Origin of the sequence: Blautia wexlerae DSM 19850, from assembly GCF_025148125.1 — a bacterium.
Classification (GTDB): domain Bacteria; phylum Bacillota; class Clostridia; order Lachnospirales; family Lachnospiraceae; genus Blautia_A; species Blautia_A wexlerae.
Genome location: NZ_CP102267.1, coordinates 4,389,780 through 4,407,561, shown reverse-complemented (window position 1 = coordinate 4,407,561; position 17,782 = coordinate 4,389,780). Strand labels below are relative to the sequence as shown.

19 protein-coding genes and 1 pseudogene are annotated in these 17,782 nt (G+C 50.0%); all 20 read left to right on the top strand.

Annotated features, from left to right (window positions below; genetic code table 11):
- The first annotated feature begins 425 nt into the window (after positions 1-425).
- The 20 genes and pseudogenes from NQ550_RS20515 (at position 426) to NQ550_RS20420 (ending at position 17,743) form a co-directional block, all read left to right on the top strand.
- The gene (locus NQ550_RS20515; RefSeq protein WP_002592123.1) at positions 426-614 is read left to right on the top strand and encodes a hypothetical protein; all 189 of its coding nucleotides are present in this window, start codon (positions 426-428) and stop codon (positions 612-614) included.
- Positions 611-952, top strand: a complete 342-nt coding sequence (locus tag NQ550_RS20510) for a helix-turn-helix domain-containing protein (protein ID WP_002595108.1) — start codon at positions 611-613, stop codon at positions 950-952. The genes NQ550_RS20515 and NQ550_RS20510 overlap by 4 nt, the downstream gene beginning before the upstream one ends.
- Positions 945-1,241, top strand: a complete 297-nt coding sequence (locus NQ550_RS20505) for a DUF3847 domain-containing protein (protein WP_002592121.1) — start codon at positions 945-947, stop codon at positions 1,239-1,241. The genes NQ550_RS20510 and NQ550_RS20505 overlap by 8 nt, the downstream gene beginning before the upstream one ends.
- Before the next feature lie 317 nt (positions 1,242-1,558).
- Positions 1,559-1,756, top strand: a complete 198-nt coding sequence (locus tag NQ550_RS20500; protein ID WP_002595107.1) for a helix-turn-helix transcriptional regulator — start codon at positions 1,559-1,561, stop codon at positions 1,754-1,756.
- 2 nt (positions 1,757-1,758) lie between these two features.
- A complete protein-coding gene (locus NQ550_RS20495; protein ID WP_002595106.1) occupies positions 1,759-2,175 on the top strand; it encodes a hypothetical protein in 417 nt (138 codons plus the stop codon).
- Positions 2,176-2,278: 103 nt separating this feature from the next.
- Positions 2,279-3,853: a MobQ family relaxase gene (gene mobQ, locus NQ550_RS20490; RefSeq protein WP_002595105.1), complete on the top strand. Its 1,575-nt coding sequence runs from the start codon at positions 2,279-2,281 to the stop codon at positions 3,851-3,853.
- A gap of 66 nt (positions 3,854-3,919) precedes the next feature.
- Positions 3,920-4,564, top strand: coding sequence for a CHC2 zinc finger domain-containing protein (locus NQ550_RS20485; protein ID WP_002595104.1), 645 nt, complete (start codon positions 3,920-3,922; stop codon positions 4,562-4,564).
- Positions 4,533-5,870 carry a virulence-associated E family protein gene (locus NQ550_RS20480; RefSeq protein ID WP_007047420.1) on the top strand — a complete coding sequence of 446 codons (1,338 nt, stop codon included), beginning with the start codon at positions 4,533-4,535 and terminating at the stop codon, positions 5,868-5,870. The genes NQ550_RS20485 and NQ550_RS20480 overlap by 32 nt, the downstream gene beginning before the upstream one ends.
- A 241-nt stretch (positions 5,871-6,111) precedes the next feature.
- Positions 6,112-6,309, top strand: a complete 198-nt coding sequence (locus NQ550_RS20475) for a hypothetical protein (RefSeq protein ID WP_002595102.1) — start codon at positions 6,112-6,114, stop codon at positions 6,307-6,309.
- Positions 6,310-7,980, top strand: a complete 1,671-nt coding sequence (locus NQ550_RS20470) for a recombinase family protein (RefSeq protein WP_005335872.1) — start codon at positions 6,310-6,312, stop codon at positions 7,978-7,980.
- A gap of 91 nt (positions 7,981-8,071) precedes the next feature.
- A pseudogene (locus NQ550_RS20465) lies at positions 8,072-8,155 on the top strand (Maff2 family mobile element protein); the annotation flags it as partial.
- Between the two features lie 10 nt (positions 8,156-8,165).
- Positions 8,166-9,029 (top strand): VirB6/TrbL-like conjugal transfer protein, CD1112 family, encoded by an 864-nt coding sequence (locus NQ550_RS20460; protein WP_015542956.1) that lies wholly within the window; start codon positions 8,166-8,168, stop codon positions 9,027-9,029.
- 38 nt (positions 9,030-9,067) lie between these two features.
- Positions 9,068-9,520, top strand: a complete 453-nt coding sequence (locus NQ550_RS20455) for a SpoVG family protein (RefSeq protein ID WP_015542955.1) — start codon at positions 9,068-9,070, stop codon at positions 9,518-9,520.
- The gene (locus NQ550_RS20450) at positions 9,520-10,077 is read left to right on the top strand and encodes an MT-A70 family methyltransferase (RefSeq protein WP_015542954.1); all 558 of its coding nucleotides are present in this window, start codon (positions 9,520-9,522) and stop codon (positions 10,075-10,077) included. Before NQ550_RS20455 ends, NQ550_RS20450 begins: the two co-directional genes overlap by 1 nt.
- 2 nt (positions 10,078-10,079) lie before the next feature.
- Entirely contained in the window at positions 10,080-10,820 is a 741-nt protein-coding gene (locus NQ550_RS20445) for a hypothetical protein (RefSeq protein ID WP_243872589.1), read from the top strand.
- 36 nt (positions 10,821-10,856) lie between these two features.
- The gene (locus NQ550_RS20440) at positions 10,857-11,291 is read left to right on the top strand and encodes a PrgI family protein (protein ID WP_025577943.1); all 435 of its coding nucleotides are present in this window, start codon (positions 10,857-10,859) and stop codon (positions 11,289-11,291) included.
- The gene (locus NQ550_RS20435) at positions 11,230-13,665 is read left to right on the top strand and encodes a VirB4-like conjugal transfer ATPase, CD1110 family (protein ID WP_416386312.1); all 2,436 of its coding nucleotides are present in this window, start codon (positions 11,230-11,232) and stop codon (positions 13,663-13,665) included. Before NQ550_RS20440 ends, NQ550_RS20435 begins: the two co-directional genes overlap by 62 nt.
- A 33-nt stretch (positions 13,666-13,698) precedes the next feature.
- On the top strand, positions 13,699-16,377 hold the full coding sequence (locus tag NQ550_RS20430) for a CD1108 family mobile element protein (protein ID WP_259838704.1): 2,679 nt from the start codon (positions 13,699-13,701) through the stop codon (positions 16,375-16,377).
- 18 nt (positions 16,378-16,395) lie between these two features.
- Positions 16,396-16,641 carry a DUF4315 family protein gene (locus tag NQ550_RS20425; protein ID WP_025577937.1) on the top strand — a complete coding sequence of 82 codons (246 nt, stop codon included), beginning with the start codon at positions 16,396-16,398 and terminating at the stop codon, positions 16,639-16,641.
- Complete coding sequence (locus tag NQ550_RS20420) at positions 16,631-17,743, top strand: DUF4366 domain-containing protein (protein WP_025577935.1); 1,113 nt, start codon at positions 16,631-16,633, stop codon at positions 17,741-17,743. The genes NQ550_RS20425 and NQ550_RS20420 overlap by 11 nt, the downstream gene beginning before the upstream one ends.
- Positions 17,744-17,782: the final 39 nt, after the last annotated feature.

The following is a 17,782-nucleotide window of genomic DNA, read 5'->3' as shown; positions in this document are numbered from 1 at the left end:
CTTTCCGCAATCGTGGAAATTTCTGATTTTCCCCCTGATTCCTACTTTGTGGATATACGGCACAGGGCACAAAAATGTTCTATGATACAGGTAGTTCATCGATGGATTATTCCAATCGAATGACCAGCCTGTGTGGGATATGCTTCCCCGGCGATGTAGCGCCATGACTTTTGGCAGGGATATGGAGGAACCCTGACCGAAACGAGCGTACCAAAGGGAGCGATACGCCGCTGTGAGATTCAGGGGAGGAACGACACCGGGGAGAACTGGCGAACTGACACCGAAATGATACCGAAACACGACAATCTGATAGGGGGATAGTCTACCCTATCGCTGATACTTCGGGAGATTTTAAGCGGCTCTATGACCGTAATTTTGCCGAAAATCGCCCCGAAACCATACACAAAAACGGGAGGAAGCGCAATATGCCGAGAATGAGCAAAAAGAGGAAGCATGAGCTTTCCTTTTACCTCAATGACCGGGGGCGTGTCACTTACAACGAATTATGCCGGAAATGCCAGCATGGGTGCAGGCAGAGCTTCCGGGCGGTTGTGGTTGACTGCCCCCGTTATTTATCCAAACGAGCAAAGAAAAAGGAGGAACACACCGAATGAATTTTGAATTTATGACGATAGACACACCATTGCCGCCGTGTATGCCATTTCCCATAGCGTTGACAGGATTTCCAGTCAGCAGCACCGCAAAGGTCATGTACTGCCGGATGCTGGACGCTATGCTATCCAAAGGGCAGGAGGACGAAAACGGAATCCTGTTTGTCTGCTTCCCTGTCACAGCCATTGCTACAGTCCTGTCCCGCAACTCCATGACGGTCAAGCGTTCTCTGAATGAACTGGAAACCGCTGGGCTTATCATGCGGGTGCGTCAGGGCGTGGGAGAACCAAACCGGATTTATGTGCTGATACCGGGAAAGGAGGACGCTGCCCTTGCCTGAGACCTCAAAGCTGGAAAAACTCAACTGGGAGCTGGAGAAAAGCGAAAAGAAACTGCGGAAAGCCATCAATGATGAAAAGGCATTGCAGTACCAGTTAAAGCAGCTTACCCGAAAGGAACGAACGCACCGGCTCTGTACCCGTGGCGGTATGCTGGAAAGTTTTCTGCAAGAGCCGGAACGCCTGACAGATGATGATGTCATGCTGTTGTTGAAACTCATTTTTCACAGGCAGGACACGCAGGAACTATTGAAAAAACTGCTGGAACGGGAGAAGCCGGAAACCCCTTAGTTTACTAAGGGCGCAATTATACACCACCCAGAGGTTGGTGCATTGCGTTCTCCGAAGGCTCCTTGCCGGAGGGCTGTGATTTTCCGCAGTCAAGGTCTGCTCCAAATCATACAGGGGACGCTACGCTTCCCCTGCGCTGGCTGCCGCCAGCTACCCTTTTGTGGACTTGCCATCTGGGGACACCTTGCGTTGCAAGCTGTTCCCAGCCGATAAGTTTCATAAAATATAATGCAAATGGAAAGCTAACTTGACATAAAAGAACTATGTGATATAATGGAAGCATGGAAAGTTAACTTTCCATAAGAGAGGAGGATGACATGAAAAATCGCCTGGAAGAATTACGAAAGCAACGAGGCATAAAGCAAGAAGATTTAGCAAATGCATTGGAAGTATCACGACAGACCATCGGCTCTTTGGAAAACGGACGCTATAACCCATCTATTCAGTTGGCATTTAAGATTGCCAGATATTTCAACATGAGTATTGAAGAAATTTTTATTTACGAGGAGGATTGATTATGAAAAAAAGGTTGTTGATTTTAATGACAGTTACAGGAATGATTATTCTACTGGGAGGATTGCTAACATACGGTTTGGGAGTACATGAAATAATACCTGTGCCACGTCCCGACTTAATAGTAGTAGGTACATCTCTCATTGGAATTTTGCTGATTGTATCTGGTGTGTGCGACTTGTTCGTTAAGAAAACCAAAGAAATGGAAATAGAGGAAAATGACGAGAGAAATATTTCGCTTAGTAATGCTGCTATGGCAAGTGGCTTCAAGGTAATGAATGTTACGATTGCTGTTTCTATTTTTGCTTTGATTTTCACCGGATATATGACAGTAGTCCCATGTTTCACTATTATTGGGGCTTATGCTATTGGACAAATTGTATTTATTGTGCGACTTTGGTACTTGCACAAAACTATGTAAATGTATTACTAAATACCCGCCGCCCCCAGCGGCACAACAAGCAGGAAATCTGAAAAGGTATCCTGCTTTTTCTATGTCCAAAAACGGAAAGGAGGAACACAAAATGCCCTGTCCACACAACGAAATCTCTATTGTGCAGCGCAGCCACCGCCAGTCTGCGGTTGCCGCCGCTGCTTACCAGAGCGGCGAAAAGCTGTTCTGTGAATATGACCAGGAAGTAAAACACTACCCGGAAAAGCGTGGTATCGTCCACAATGAAATCCTGCTCCCGGCAAACGCTCCCCTGGAGTACACAGACCGCAACACCCTCTGGAACGCTGCCGAAGCTGTTGAGAAGCAATGGAACTCCCAGCTTGCAAGGCGGTGGGTGCTTTCCATTCCCAGAGAGATACCGCCCGACCAGTACGCCGCCCTTGTACGGGATTTCTGCCGCCAGCAGTTTGTTTCCAAAGGAATGTGCGTGGATTTTGCCATCCATGACAAAGGGGACGGAAACCCACACGCCCATGTCATGCTGACCATGCGGGCAATGGATGAGCGTGGGAAATGGCTTCCCAAGAGCCGCAAGGTCTATGAACTTGATAAGAACGGGGAACGAATCAAGCTCCCGTCCGGCAGGTGGAAAAGCCACAAGGAAGATACGGTTGACTGGAACGACCGCAAATATGGCGAAATCTGGCGGCATGAATGGGAGGTCATCCAAAACCGCTATCTGGAAGCCAACAACCGCCCGGAACGAGTAGATCTCCGTTCTTACGAAAGACAGGGGCTTGATATTATCCCTACCGTCCATGAAGGGGCTGCTGTCCGGCAGATGGAAAAGCGTGGGATTCAGACGAACATCGGCAACCTGAACCGAGAAATCAAAGCCGCCAATAGTTTGATGAAGTCCATCCGGCAGCTTATTAAAAATCTCAAAGGCTGGATTGCGGAGCTTAGCGAAAAGCGGAATGAACTGCTTGCCCAAAAAGCTGCGGAGGAAGCGGTCTTTCTTCCCAATCTGCTGATGAAGTATATGGAGATACGAAAGGCAGAACGGAGCAGCTGGACACGGGCGGGACAAAGCCGGGGGACTTCCAAAGACTTAAAGGCAGTCAGCGAAGCCCTGTCCTATCTCCAGAGAAAGGGACTTTCCACCGTGGAGGATTTGGAAAACTTTATAGAAACGTCCGGGAAATCTGCCGCCGACTACCGAAAGCAGATGAAGCCAAAGGAAACCCGCAGCAACGTGATTGACGCTATCCTTGCCGCCCGGACGGACTGTAAGGAATGTAAGCCCGTTTATGAGAAATACCAGAAGATATTTTTCAAGAAAACTAAGGAAAAATTCAAGCTGGAACACCCGGAGGTTGCCCGGTTTGAGAAAGCCAGTGCCTACCTTGCCAAGCACCCGGACGATAAGGACAGCACGAAAAAGGAGCTTTTGCAGGAACAGGCGAAGCTTGTGGACGAAATCGCAGACTTGAAAGTACCGTTGACCGAGGTGCAGGAAGATTTGAAGAAGCTGTGGGACATCCGCTACTGGGTACGGAAAGCCACACCCGGCACAGAGGAAAGCAAAGAGCCGCCCAAGAAGCAGCCCCTCAAAGAAGTCTTGCAGGATAAGGCTGACGAGAAGAGAGCACAGAAAAACGCCCCGGCGCAGACGAAACACAAACAACAGGATATGGAACTTTAACAGGCACTTGCCATTTTCAGATTGAGAATGATAAGTGCCTTTTCTTTTTTACAAGGAGGAATTGATTTGAATGTATTTGAAGCTGTGAAGCAGTCCGTTACGACAAGACAGGCTGCGGAGCATTACGGAATCCGGGTAAACAGAAACGGGATGGCTTGCTGCCCGTTCCACAACGATAAGACCCCCAGCATGAAGCTGGACAAGCGTTTCCACTGCTTCGGATGTGGTGCAGATGGGGATGTGATTGATTTTGTAGCTGCCCTGTACGGGCTGGGGAAAAAGGAAGCCGCCGCACAGTTGGCGAGTGACTTCGGGCTTGCCTATGAGGACTGGAAGCCACCGGGCAGGGCAAGGAAGCCCAAGCCCCGGCAGAAATCCCCGGAAGAACAGTTCCGGGAAGCAAAGGCACATTGCTTCCGTGTCCTTGCCGATTATCTACACCTCTTACGGGTATGGAAAACCGACTATGCCCCGCACTCCCCGGAGGAAGCGTTTCATCCCCGGTTCGTGGAAGCCTTGCAGAAGCAAGCCCATGTGGAATATCTGCTGGATGTGCTGCTGTTTGGGGATACGGAGGAAATCGCTTCACTGATTACGGAACATGGAAAGGATGTGATACAGCTTGAACAGCGAATGGCAGAGCTTGCCGCCGCAGACGCAGCAAGAACTAAAAAACACCATGAACGCCATGCAGCCGCCCCAGAGCGTTGAGGAAGTAAAGGCAACTCTGGAAACCACCGAGAAAGGCGGTGTCCGCCAGAGCATACGGAACTGCCTGACCGTATTCCAGCGTGACCCGGTGCTTGCCGGGGCAATCGCCTATAACATCCTGACCGACCGAAAGGACATCATAAAGCCCATCGGTTTTCACAGAGAAAGCACAGCCCTGACCGATACAGACATGAAGTATCTGCTTCTCTATCTGGAGGAAACCTACGGGCTGACCAGTGAGAAAAAGATTGAAACCGCCATCGGGATTGTGGCGAATGAGAATAAGTACCACCCCATCCGGGATTTTCTGAACAGCCTTGCATGGGACGGGACGGAGCGCATCCGCTTCTGTCTGCGGCACTTTCTGGGGGCGGATGTGGACGATTACACCTATGAAGCCCTAAAGCTGTTTCTTTTGGGGGCGATTACAAGGGCATTTAAGCCCGGAAGCAAGTTTGAAATCATGCTGTGTCTGGTAGGCGGTCAGGGGGCTGGCAAGTCCACCTTCTTCCGTCTGCTGGCAGTCCGGGACGAGTGGTTTTCCGATGATTTGCGGAAGCTGGACGATGATAACGTGTACCGCAAGCTGCAAGGTCACTGGATAATTGAAATGTCGGAAATGATGGCAACCGCCAATGCCAAGAGCATTGAGGAAATCAAGTCTTTTCTAAGCCGACAGAAAGAGGTTTATAAGATACCCTATGAAACCCACCCGGCAGACCGTCCCCGTCAGTGCGTGTTCGGCGGTACTTCCAACGCCCTTGACTTTCTCCCCCTTGACCGTTCCGGCAACCGCCGATTTATCCCGGTCATGGTGTACCCGGAGCAAGCCGAGGTTCACATTTTGGAGGACGAAGCCGCTTCCAGAGCCTATATCAGCCAGATGTGGGCGGAAGCAATGGAGATTTACCGAAGCGGCAGGTACAAGCTGTCATTCAGCCCAGCCATGCAGCGGTATCTCAAAGAACACCAGCGGGATTTTATGCCGGAGGACACCAAAGCCGGGATGATACAGGCTTACCTTGATAAGTACACCGGGGAAACGGTCTGTTCCAAGCAGCTCTACAAGGAAGCCTTAAATCACACCTTTGACGAGCCGAAGCAATGGGAAATCCGGGAAATCAACGAGATAATGAACCAGTGCATTACCGGGTGGAACTACTTTTCCAATCCAAGAATGTTTGCGGAATATGGCAGACAAAAGGGCTGGGAGCGTGAAATCCCGGCAACGGACACCGACAACCCGCCCGAAAAATCTATGGACGGTTTTGTGGAGGTCACGGAGCAGATGGAGCTTCCATTCTGAAAATGACAGCCCGTTGCCGACTTCGTTGCTATCCCGTTGCCGAGCCGGTTGCCGGGGAAAAACCCATAACTGCGGGCTTTTCTCCCCTATGACAACCAAAACAACAGAAAAATAAAAGAAAAGTATAAATAGTAACCACCGCCAGATTGAGATTGTTTGCAAGGTCTTTTGAAGCCCGTTGCCGGACTTCGTTGCCGACACCCTCTGTCTGGCTATTTTCATGTATGGAGGATAACTGCCTATGGCAAAAAACAAAACAGAGATTCATGTGACCACTGTATTTGACGGGGAGCTGGACGCCACCGATGTGTTCGTCAGCCTGATTTCCCAGAAATACGGCAAGACAAATACAAAAGAATATCTTGCTAAAAAGAAAGAATTGAAGTATAATGAAGATGAGGTTCAAAAGAGCCGGATACCGTCTGGATTGTGTGGGTAAATGGCTATGATGAACGAAATGGAATACAGAACAATCGGTTCGGCACTTGCCGGGGGCTATCGTGCAGCGGTCTATTGCAGACTGTCAAAGGACGATGACCTGCAAGGCGAAAGTGCCAGTATCGCAAACCAGCGTGATATGCTGGAAAAATACTGCGAAAAGCAGGGATGGGAGGTTGTGGCAGTCTATCAGGACGATGGCTTCACAGGTCTTAATATGGAGCGTCCTGATTTACAGAGAATGTTGAGATCCATTGAGCGCAGGCAAATCAACCTTGTTATCACGAAAGACCTCAGCCGACTGGGGCGTAACTATCTGCAAACCGGGCATTTGATTGAGGACTTTTTCCCAAGAAACGGGGTGCGCTATATCGCCATGAATGACGGTATCGACACCTTACGGGATAACAACGACATTGCCCCGTTCAAGAATATCCTGAACGAGATGTACAGCAAGGATATTTCCAAGAAAGTCCATTCCTCTTATCTTCTGAAAGCGCAGAAAGGACAGTTTACCGGGTGTCTTGCCCCGTTTGGGTATCGGAAAGACCCGGAGGACAAAAACCATCTGCTCATTGACGAGGAAACCGCCCCGATTGTGCGGCTGATTTTCGGATATGCCCTAAACGGTCATGGTCCGAACTATATCCGCAGACGGCTGGAGGAAGAAAAAATCCCCTGCCCCACATGGTGGAACCGGGAACGGGGGCTTCGCAATACCCGCACCAAATGGGAAAAGAAAGACCCGGAAAACGGGCGGTATATGTGGGACTTCTCCGTTATCAAAGACCTTTTGATGAATCCCGTCTACACCGGGGCGATTGCTTCCCAGAAAAAAGACTACCGCTTCAAAATCGGCACGATTGGGGAAAAGAAACCGGAGGACTGGGTTGTGGTTGAGGGACAGCACGAACCGCTGATTGACCGCATGAGCTTTGATATTGTGCAGAACAAGCTGAAATCCCGCCAGCGTCCGGGGCAGACCAATGAAATCAGCCTGTTTGCCGGACTGATAAAATGCGGCGAGTGTGGGAAGTCGCTGACGATACGCTACACAAACGCAAAACATCCCCAGCGGATTTACTCCTGCAAGACCTACAATGCCTTTGGAAAGAACCACTGCACCCAGCACCGGATTGACTATGACACCCTTTACAGCCATGTGCTGCGGAAAATCCGGGAATGTGCCAGAGCTGCCCTGATGGACGGGGAAGCGGTTGCTGACCGCCTGACCAATACCTGTGAAGCCGAGCAGCGGGAACAGCGGGAAGCAATGGAACGCTCCCTTACAAGGGACGAGGAACGGATTGAGGTTCTGGACAAAATGGTCATGCGGCTTTATGAGGATATGATTGCAGGGCGTATCAGTGAGCAGAATTTCAACACCATGCTGGAAAAGACACAGACCGAGCAGACGGAGCTTAAAACAAAAGTGTCCGAGGGCAGAAAGCGGCTGTCCGATGAAGTCCAGCTTGCCAATGACGCAAAACAATGGGTGGAAGCCATTCAGGAATACGCCAACATCACAGAGCTGGACGCAGCCACCCTCAACCGCTTAATCAAAGAAATCGTCGTGCATGAGCGCATTGACGAAGATAAAACAAGACACATTTCTATCGAAATTCATTTTAATCTCAAACCCATCCCGGAGGTGGAACAGGTCACTGCCTGACCTGTCCCGCCGGGACGGTTCTCTTAAAAAATACCATATAGATTTTTTGTACGCCGCCGCCCGCCATCGAGCAGAGTTTTACACCTAATTGGGGATAAAACAGCTTATGGCAGGCGGAGGTATCGCTCTGGTTGGTGCAACGCTGATTCCGCTGCTTTCCGGCCTGTTCGGTTAAGGGCTGATTTATGGGCAGTCTGTTTGAACGGATAACAGACTGGATTAAAGAGGGCTTGATCGATGCGATCACCGGACAGTACACCAGCATTTTCAACTCCGTCAACAATCAGGTTGCGGATGTGGCAAATCAAGTAGGACAGACCCCGCAGGGCTGGAATGGCGGCGTATTTTCCATGATCCAAAATCTTTCGGAAACTGTCGTCATTCCCATTGCGGGCATGATCCTGACCTTTGTTCTGGTGTATGAACTGATCCAGATGATTCTCGAAAAGAACAACATGCACGAATTCGATACATTCAACATCTTCAAGTGGATTTTCAAGACTTTTGTTGCCACTTACCTGCTCACCAACTGTTTTACGATTGTGATGGCGGTCTTTGATGTGGCCCAAAATGTGGTGTCGCAAAGTGCCGGTGTCATAAACGGGAACCTGGATGTGCAGGCGGCGTTGTCTGATCTGGAAACCCAGCTTGAAGCAATGGGAATGTGGGAACTGATTGGACTGTGGCTGGAAACCAACATCATCAATCTGTGTATGTGGGTACTGTCCATCGTGATCTTTGTCATTGTATATGGCCGTATGATCGAGATTTATTTAACCGTGAGCCTTGCACCGATCCCGTTTTCCACAATGGCAAACCGGGAATGGGGACAAATGGGAACCGGGTATCTGCGTTCCCTTTTTGCCCTGGGTTTTCAGGGTTTTTTGATTCTGATCTGTGTTGCCATTTATGCAGTGCTGGTCCAGTCTATCCCATCGTCCGGCGACGTGCACGGCGCGATCTGGGGAACGGCGGGTTATACGGTACTGCTGGCCTTTGCCCTGTTTAAGACAGGTTCGTTATCCAAATCCATATTTAATGCAAGATAGCATGAACAAAACCAATTCTAAAAAGGAGGATTTTATATATGAGTAAAACCAATACAGAAAAAATGGCGCCGGAGACACAGACGCCGGAAATGACAAACGGCATGAAGCTGGATGTCCGCGTGCGTCCGATCGCCCCAATGGGAAACCTGCTGGCGTTTGCCAATGTTACGATTGGCGGATGCTTTAAGATTGACGGCTTCCGTATCTGTTCCAGTGAAAAGGGGCTGTATGTCAATATGCCCGCAACCCAGGATAAGGGAGGCAACTGGAAAGATGTCTGCTGGCCGGTTACGGCAGAGTTCCGCAAACAGCTTAATGACGCTCTGATCGATGGATATGGGCAGGCTATTGAAAATTTGCAAGCAACTCTTGAAGCAACAAAGGGAGCTGCGGAAAAACCTTCCCTGACCGGTGCATTGAAGGAAAATGCCGGTAAGGTCAAAGAACAGCCGGCCAAACCTGCCCCATCTAAGAATGAGCAGGCTCGCTAATGCCGGAAACGAAACAGTACGGCATTATCTATGCCGATCCGCCCTGGCGCTATGATAGGAAACATGGAAGCGGCGTTGCGGAGAACCATTACCCCACAATGAGCATTGAAGAAATCTGTGCCCTGCCGGTATCGGAACTTGCCGCAAAAGACAGCACCCTTTTTCTGTGGGCGACCTTCCCGCAGCTCAATGAAGCCTTCCGGGTGATCGATGCCTGGGGATTCAAATATAAAACGCTGGCTTTTCTATGGCTCAAACAGAACCGGAAAGCGGATAGCTGGTTTTATGGCATGGGCTTTTGGACCCGATCTAATGCGGAGGTCTGCCTGCTGGCAACCAGAGGCCGACCGAAACGCCAGTGTGCGGGAATCCATCAGTTTGTAATCTCCCATATTGAGCAGCACAGCAAGAAACCGGACGAGGTGCGGGATAAGATCGTAAAACTCATGGGCGATCAGCCCAGAGTGGAACTGTTTGCAAGACAAAAGACACCCGGCTGGGATGTGTGGGGCAATGAAGTGAACTGTACGCTGACTATGCCGGAGCGAAAGGGGTGATTTTGATAGAACAAGATGCAAAGCGGCTGCTTATGGAACGGCTGGACGAGTGTTTGAAGGTTCATGCGGATATGCTGGATGCACAGAATATCGGTAGTATTTACGAGTTACAGGGACTTTCGGAACTCCACTATTATCTGAAGGTTGAACATGTATTTACCCCGGCGGAAGTAGAGGCGCTTCTTTCTTTTCAGGACCCGTTGGACGTAGCCCGATGGTGCTGGGAAGAAAATAACCATGAACATAGTTTCCCGATCTGCGATCTTCTCAAAGAAATTGATGCAGAGCAAAAATTTGAACATTTCACAAGCGAAGCTTCCGCACAGGACAAATATACACTCCTGATGAAACGGCTGGGACAGAATTACTTTGCTTACCGGGAAAGCCTTATGTCAAGAGATAAGGAATCCTTAATTGAAAAAGCTGCTGAAATTACAGCCATGCAGGAGGCGTATTCCTATCTGACAACAAAGTTTGAGTTCGGGGATGAAATGTTGGATGATGTGCTGGCGCTTGAGAATCCTTTGAAATACTTTGCAGACCGTTGGCTTTTACCGGTTTCGGATGTGTTCGACGTGGATATGGATATTCGGGAAAATATTGCCGGAATCCGAGATAGCCAGGAATACCTGTGTCAGAGAGGACCGGCTGTTTCTGTCCTGGCACGGCTGCAAAATGCGGCTCAGGAAGTGCGGGAATGTCCGGCTTCGGAGAAACCGGTACGCGAATTCGGTGCACGGTAATGGGCCGGAAACTATATTACGATGGGAGGTGTATAGATGCCTTATGTACCTGTACCAAAGGATTTAACCAAAGTTAAAACCAAGCTGGCCTTCAATCTGACGAAGCGCCAGCTTATTTGTTTCAGTCTTGCCGGGCTTGTCGGCCTTCCGGTGTATTTCTTTACCCGCGGGGCGATCGGCAATTCGGCGGCTGTACTTTTGATGATCGGGCTGATGATGCCCTTTTTCTTCTTCGCCATGTATGAGCGTGACGGACAGCCGGCAGAAAAGATCTTGAAGAACCGGCTCCGTTATAAGCTCTGGCCGAAGAACCGTCCATACAGGACGGATAACCTGTATAAATCTATGTCAAAGAAGGAGGTTACAAAGATTGCCAAAAAACAAGCAGCAGGAAGCTCAGGAAAAGCGTCTGCAAAAAAATATCAGGCAGGCCAAAAAGACCAGATCCGATGCAAAGCAGGGCAAAACTAAGTCTGCCCGTTCCAAGCCGTCTAAAAAAGGCGGCTTTTTTGCCGGGCTGAAAGCAGATGCCCCGCAGACGGTCCAGCAGAGCATTCCCTACCGTGAAATGTACCGGGATGGGATCTGCCGGTTGACCGATACCCTTTACACCAAAACGGTACAGTTTTTTGATATTAACTATCAGCTTGCACAGGCAGATGATAAAGCACAGATCTTCGAGGGTTACTGCGATTTCTTAAATTACTTCGATGCTTCGATCCATGTGCAGCTTACCTTTATCAACCAGCGGGCCAATATGCAGGATTTTACCAGAAGCATTGAAATCCCTCCCCGCGGCGACGAGTATGACGGAATCCGCAAGGAATACGGGGATATGTTAAAGAACCAGTTGCAGAAAGGAAATAACGGTCTCACCAAACGCAAATACATTACCTTTGGGATCGAGGCAGATGACCTGCGTACTGCGAAAATGCGTCTGGAACGCATTGAAACGGATGTGCTGGCAAATTTCAAAACCCTTGGAGTCCAGTCAAGATCCTTAAACGGACTGGAACGTCTGGAACTTCTTCACGGCCAGCTTCACCCGGACGGTCAGGAAAAGTTTCATTTCCAGTGGTCGGATCTGCCTAAGACCGGTCTTTCTACCAAAGACTTCATTTCCCCATCCGGGCTGTCTTTTTCAAAGGATGGAAAGACATTCCGGGTAGGCGACCATTCCGGTGCCGTCTCCTTTTTGCAGATTTTGGCGCCGGAGCTTACTGACCGGCTTTTAGCGGATCTTCTTGACTTAAACGACGCCGTGACTGTCAACTTGCATATTCAGTCTATCGACCAGGCACAGGCAATCCGAAACATCAAGCGTAAAATGTCGGACCTGCAGAAAATGACCATTGAGGAACAAAAGAAAGCGGTCCGATCCGGGTATGATATGGACATCATTCCCACCGACCTTGCCACCTATGGAGAGGAAGCAAAAAATCTTTTGCAGGATTTACAGAGCCGCAATGAGCGCATGTTCCTTGTGACGGTACTGGTGGAAAATATCGCTGCCAAACGCCAAAAGCTGTTCAATGATATTTTTGCCGCTTCGGGTGTGGCACAGAAATACAACTGTGCCTTAAAACGGCTGGATTACCAGCAGGAACAGGGGCTTATGTCCTCGCTTGCTCTTGGTACGAACCAGATTGAAATTGAGCGCGGGCTTACGACCAGCAGCACAGCGATCTTTGTACCGTTTACCACCTGTGAATTGTTCCAGGAGGGCGAGGCGTTGTATTACGGCCTGAACGCCCTTTCCAATAACTTGATCATGGCGAACAGAAAAACGCTGAAAAACCCCAATGGGCTGTTTCTCGGTACCCCAGGAAGCGGTAAATCTTTCTCTGCCAAGCGTGAGATCGTCAATGTGTTCCTTCTGACGGAGGACGACATCATTATCGCCGACCCGGAAAATGAGTATGGGCCGCTGGTACAGCAGTTCGGTTCCCAGGGGCAGGTCATTGATATTTCCCCTACTTCCACGAACTACATCAACCCTATGGACATCAATCTGGACTATTCCGATGATGAAAACCCGATCACTTTGAAAAGTGATTTTATCCTGTCGCTGTGTGACCTTATCATCGGGGGCAAAGAAGGGCTTTCCCCTATCGAAAGGACGATCATCGACCGTTGTACCAGACTGGTGTACCGGGAATACCTGCAGGACCCATGCCCGGAAAATATGCCGATCTTAGGCGATCTTTACGAGCTGCTTTTGAAACAGTCTGAACCGGAGGCACAGAATATCGCAACGGCGCTGGAAATCTATGTCAATGGTTCCCTTAACGTGTTCAACCATCGTTCCAATATCCAGATGGATCAACACCGGGTACTGTGTTTCCAGCTTAAATCACTGGGAAAAGCCTTAAAGGAAATCGGGCTTTTGATCATGCAGGATGCGGTGTGGAACCGTGTCACGGCCAACCGTTCCAAACATAAAACAACCTGGTTCTATATCGACGAATTCCACCTTCTTTTGAAAGGACAGACAGGAAGTTTCAGCGTGGAGATCTGGAAACGCTTCCGTAAATGGGGCGGAATCCCATCAGGTTTAACGCAGAATGTCAAGGACCTTCTGGCTTCCCGTGAGATTGAGAACATTTTTGAGAACTCAGACTTTATCTATATGCTCAACCAGGCCCAGGGAGACCGTCAGATTTTGGCAAAGCAGTTGGGGATCTCCCCGCACCAGCTTTCCTATGTGACCCATTCCGGTCCCGGCGAGGGGCTTTTGTTCTTTGGAAATGTGATCATCCCCTTTGTGGACCACTTCCCGAAGGACACACTGTTGTACAGCGTGCTTACCACAAGACCGGATGAAGTAGCGGGGACCAAAGCGTGAGACAAAAATTAAAATGGATCGGAGGTGAGAACAATGGCACACGACAGGGAATTTCAAAGGAAGCGCAAAGATACCCGGATGCCGGTGCGTGATTCCCACGGGGAAGATCAACCGGCAGCTAGGCAGACCGCACAGGATTTTGATCTGCGCAGGGCACGGGACACCCCTTCTTCTGTCCCCGGCAAAACCCACAGGCAGGACATCCCTGTACAGACGGAATTTTCCCAGCTATCACCGGAAACACCGGCGTCCTTGTTGAAACAGGGCGAGGCTTATGCAGCCGCTTTGGATGGTTTTTCGGAACACTTTGAGACACCGGATGCTACCAGGACAGCGCCCCTGATACAGGACAACGTGCGAAGCAATTTCCGGCAGGAGGCTTCCAGGCGTTCTTTTGTAACAGAGGATGTGACAGACCATGATACCGGAAAATATGCTCCTTCTTCCGAAGGCTCAGCCCCACCGAACGGCACAGACAGATCCGGTCAGGAACACCGTTACCGAACACACCAGCATGGGAACAAATATCAGCAGCGTTTTCAGGAAGCGGCACAGGCGGAGGAACAGGCAGCGCAGAAGGAAAAGGGTATGGATAGCGAACCGCCGAAAACATCCAAGCTGGAATTTACTGCGGATGAACTACCGCCGGAGACAAAGGATAAAAAGCTCACCCATGCAAGACGGAAGGCGGAACGGACTGCACAAAAAGCAGAGCAGGCGCAAAATCGTCTACCTGCCCGGAAGAAACTGCGCATGGAGACGGTTTCCGACCCGGAGACCGGAAAAGCCAAAAAACACTTAAAATTTGAAAAGGAGGTCAAATCCCAAAAGGTCCATGTAAAAGGACCTGTACCCCTGCGTCCGGTCAAGGCGGGCGCCAATACTGCCATTGGTTACGCTCATAAAAAGATTTATGAGGCAGAGGATGAAAATGTGGGCATCAAGGCAGCCCACCGCTCTGAACTTGTGGGCGAGGCAGGGCTTCGCACGGCATATCACCGGCATAAAACTGCCCCCTACCGAAAGGCAGCGAAATTACAGCAAAAATTAGCAAAAGCAAACGCAAGACTTGCTTACCGGCAGGCTCTTAGCGACCACCCGGAGCTGAAGAAATATGCGATTGCCCGGATATGGCAGAAACAAAAACTGAAAAGGCAGTATGCCAAGGCTGCCCGTGAAGCCGGGAAACAGGCAAAAAATGCCGCAGTCGCAACAGAGAGGGTCAGCGTCGGTATTGTCCATGCGGTCAAACGGCACCCTATGATCTGCCTTGTCCTCCTGCTTCTCCTTTTGGTAATTTTCTTGATCATGTCCCTGTTTTCCACGTTCTCCAATATTGGGACCGGCGGTCTGGGAAGTCTGGCTGCTTCTACCTATCTCGCAGACGATCAGGACATCAATCAGGCGGAGCTTACCTATACCGAGTGGGAAACAGATCTGCAAATGGAAATAGACAGGGTGGAATCAGACCGCCCCGGTTATGACGAATACCGGTATAACCTGGGTGCGATTGAGCATGACCCGTATGTGCTGATGGGGTATCTGACTTCTGCTTATCAGGGATTTACTTACGATGAAGTGGAAAGCGTGCTGCGGCAGCTTTTCCAGGAACAATATACCCTGTCCTTTTCAGAAGAAACCGAGATCCGTTACCGCACCGAAACTTCCGTTGACCCGGAAACCGGGGAAGAAACCCAGGAGGAAGTGCCTTATGAATGGCGCATCTTAAATGTCAAGCTCACGGTCACACCTCTGGAAAACCTGGTCGTTTCCCGGATGAACGCAGACCAGAAAGAGATCTGCGAGATCCTGCTGCAGACAAAAGGAAACCGCCAGTATGTCAAAAATGTCTTTGGCACCAACTGGCTCCCTTATGTGACCAGCTACTACGGCTACCGGGTACATCCCATCAGTGGGGAAAAGAACTATCACACCGGTGTGGACATCGGGATGCCGGATGGCACAGAGATCCTTGCCGGGCATGACGGAACAGTTACCCTTGCGGGAAATGCCGGCGGTTATGGCTTATGTGTTGCCATTGAAGGCGAGGCATACGAAGGACATACCCTGACAACCAAATACGGGCACTGTTCCCAGATCCTTGTTTCTGCCGGGCAGGAGGTCAAAGCCGGGGATGTGATCGCAAAGGTCGGGAATACCGGAAATTCCACCGGTCCCCACCTGCACTTAGAGGTCCTGGTTGACGGCCAGTATTTGAATCCCCTGTATTTTGCCGATACCGGCGATACCAGCGAACGGCACCTGCCGGAAGTTGGTTCAGGCGGCACAGGAAACTACTTCGATTATGACATTCCACCGGAAGCCCTTGCGGATGAACAGTTTGCCGCAATGATGGCCGAGGCGGAAAAATATCTTGGCTATCCGTATGTATGGGGAGGCGCAAGCCCTTCCACTTCCTTTGACTGTTCCGGCTATGTGTCCTGGGTGATCAACAACTGCGGCGTCGGCTGGAATTTTGGAAGGCTGACTGCGGACGGTCTTTTAGGTGTATGTACGCCGGTATCAAGCGCAGATGCAAAACCGGGCGACCTGATCTTCTTCCAGGGGACCTACAATACCAGCGGCGCAAGCCATGTAGGGATCTATGTAGGAAATGGAATGATGATCCACTGCGGAGACCCGATCTCTTATGCTAACATCAATACAAGCTACTGGCAGCAGCATTTTTATACATTTGGGCGTCTGCCTTAACAGATTGGAGGTAATAAATTGAATCCTAAAATTGAAAAACTGGAAAAGGAAATTGAAAAGACCAAAACAAAGATTGCGGAAATGCAGGCAAAGCTCCATAAGCTGGAGGAACAGAAAACGGAGCTGGAAAATACCGATTATGTGGCGGTGGCGCGCAGTTTCAAACTAACGCCCCAGCAGCTTGCGGATTTTTTGAAATCACAGCAGGCAGCCCCTTCGGAAACTGTTTTGCCGCAGGAGAAGGAGGATGTGCATGAGGCTTAAAAAACTTTCCCTGCTGTTGGCGCTTACGCTTCTTGTAAGTGTCAGCGCATTACCTGTAACGGCTCATGCCGGCGGTTCCAAAGACACCACACCGCCAACGCTGACTGCTTCCCTAGAGGGCGATGCCCTGAAAATAGAAAGCAGTGACGATCTATCCGGCGTGGAGGCGGTCTTTGTTGATGAAAACCGTATCAACTCCCTCACCGATGGGAAAGCGTCGGTTGCACTAAAAGATTATGCAGGAACAGAAAAACAGGTAAGCATATACGCAAAAGATTATGCCGGCAACCGTTCTGATGTGGTAAAGCTGGATAATCCGTATTACAAAGAACCGGCTCCTGAAAAGAAACCTGCTACGGCAGCACCCCAGAGTCCGTCCGGTACACAGACAAAACCGCCTAAGGAAGAAAAACCTTCCGGCTCAAACGCTGCAACCCCTTCCGGCGGCGGAAATTCTTCCGGTTCAGATAACAGTACCGGACAGCAGGAAAATACTTCTGCGATCCCGGAAGGTGCATTTACCCCGGAAGGCACCGGAACGGTACAGGACAACATCAGCGGTACGGATGGGGAAAAGCAGTTTTACACCATCACTACGGACGCGGGCAATGTCTTTTATCTGGTGATCGACGGGAAACGGGAAGATAACAATGTCTACTTCTTAAACGGCGTCACAGAGTCCGACCTGATGGCGCTTGCAGAAAAGAACAATGGCAGCATGAGCATGATTCCCCAGGAAGAAAGCTGCAACTGCACAGAAAAATGTGAGGCAGGAAAGGTTAATACCGGCTGTCCGGTCTGCAAAAATGACTTAAATGGCTGCAAAGGAAAAGAAAAGCCGGCGGAAACTGAAAAACCGGCAGAACCGGAAAAGCCGAAGAAAGAAACCGGCAGCGTCGGCACGATCCTGTTTATCCTTGCTGCCTTACTTGCGGTCGGCGGGATCGGTTACTATGTAAAAATCGTGCGTCCGAAACAGCAGGCCGAGGACGATGCGGAATTTGAGGATGACGGTTATGGCGAAGGCTTTGACCCGGATGAGGCATACGGGGAACCGGAATATCTTTCCGAGGATGATTTTGACGACAAGGACAGCAAATAAGGCTGTCCTTTTAGATTTTATGAAAGTGAGGATTTTTTC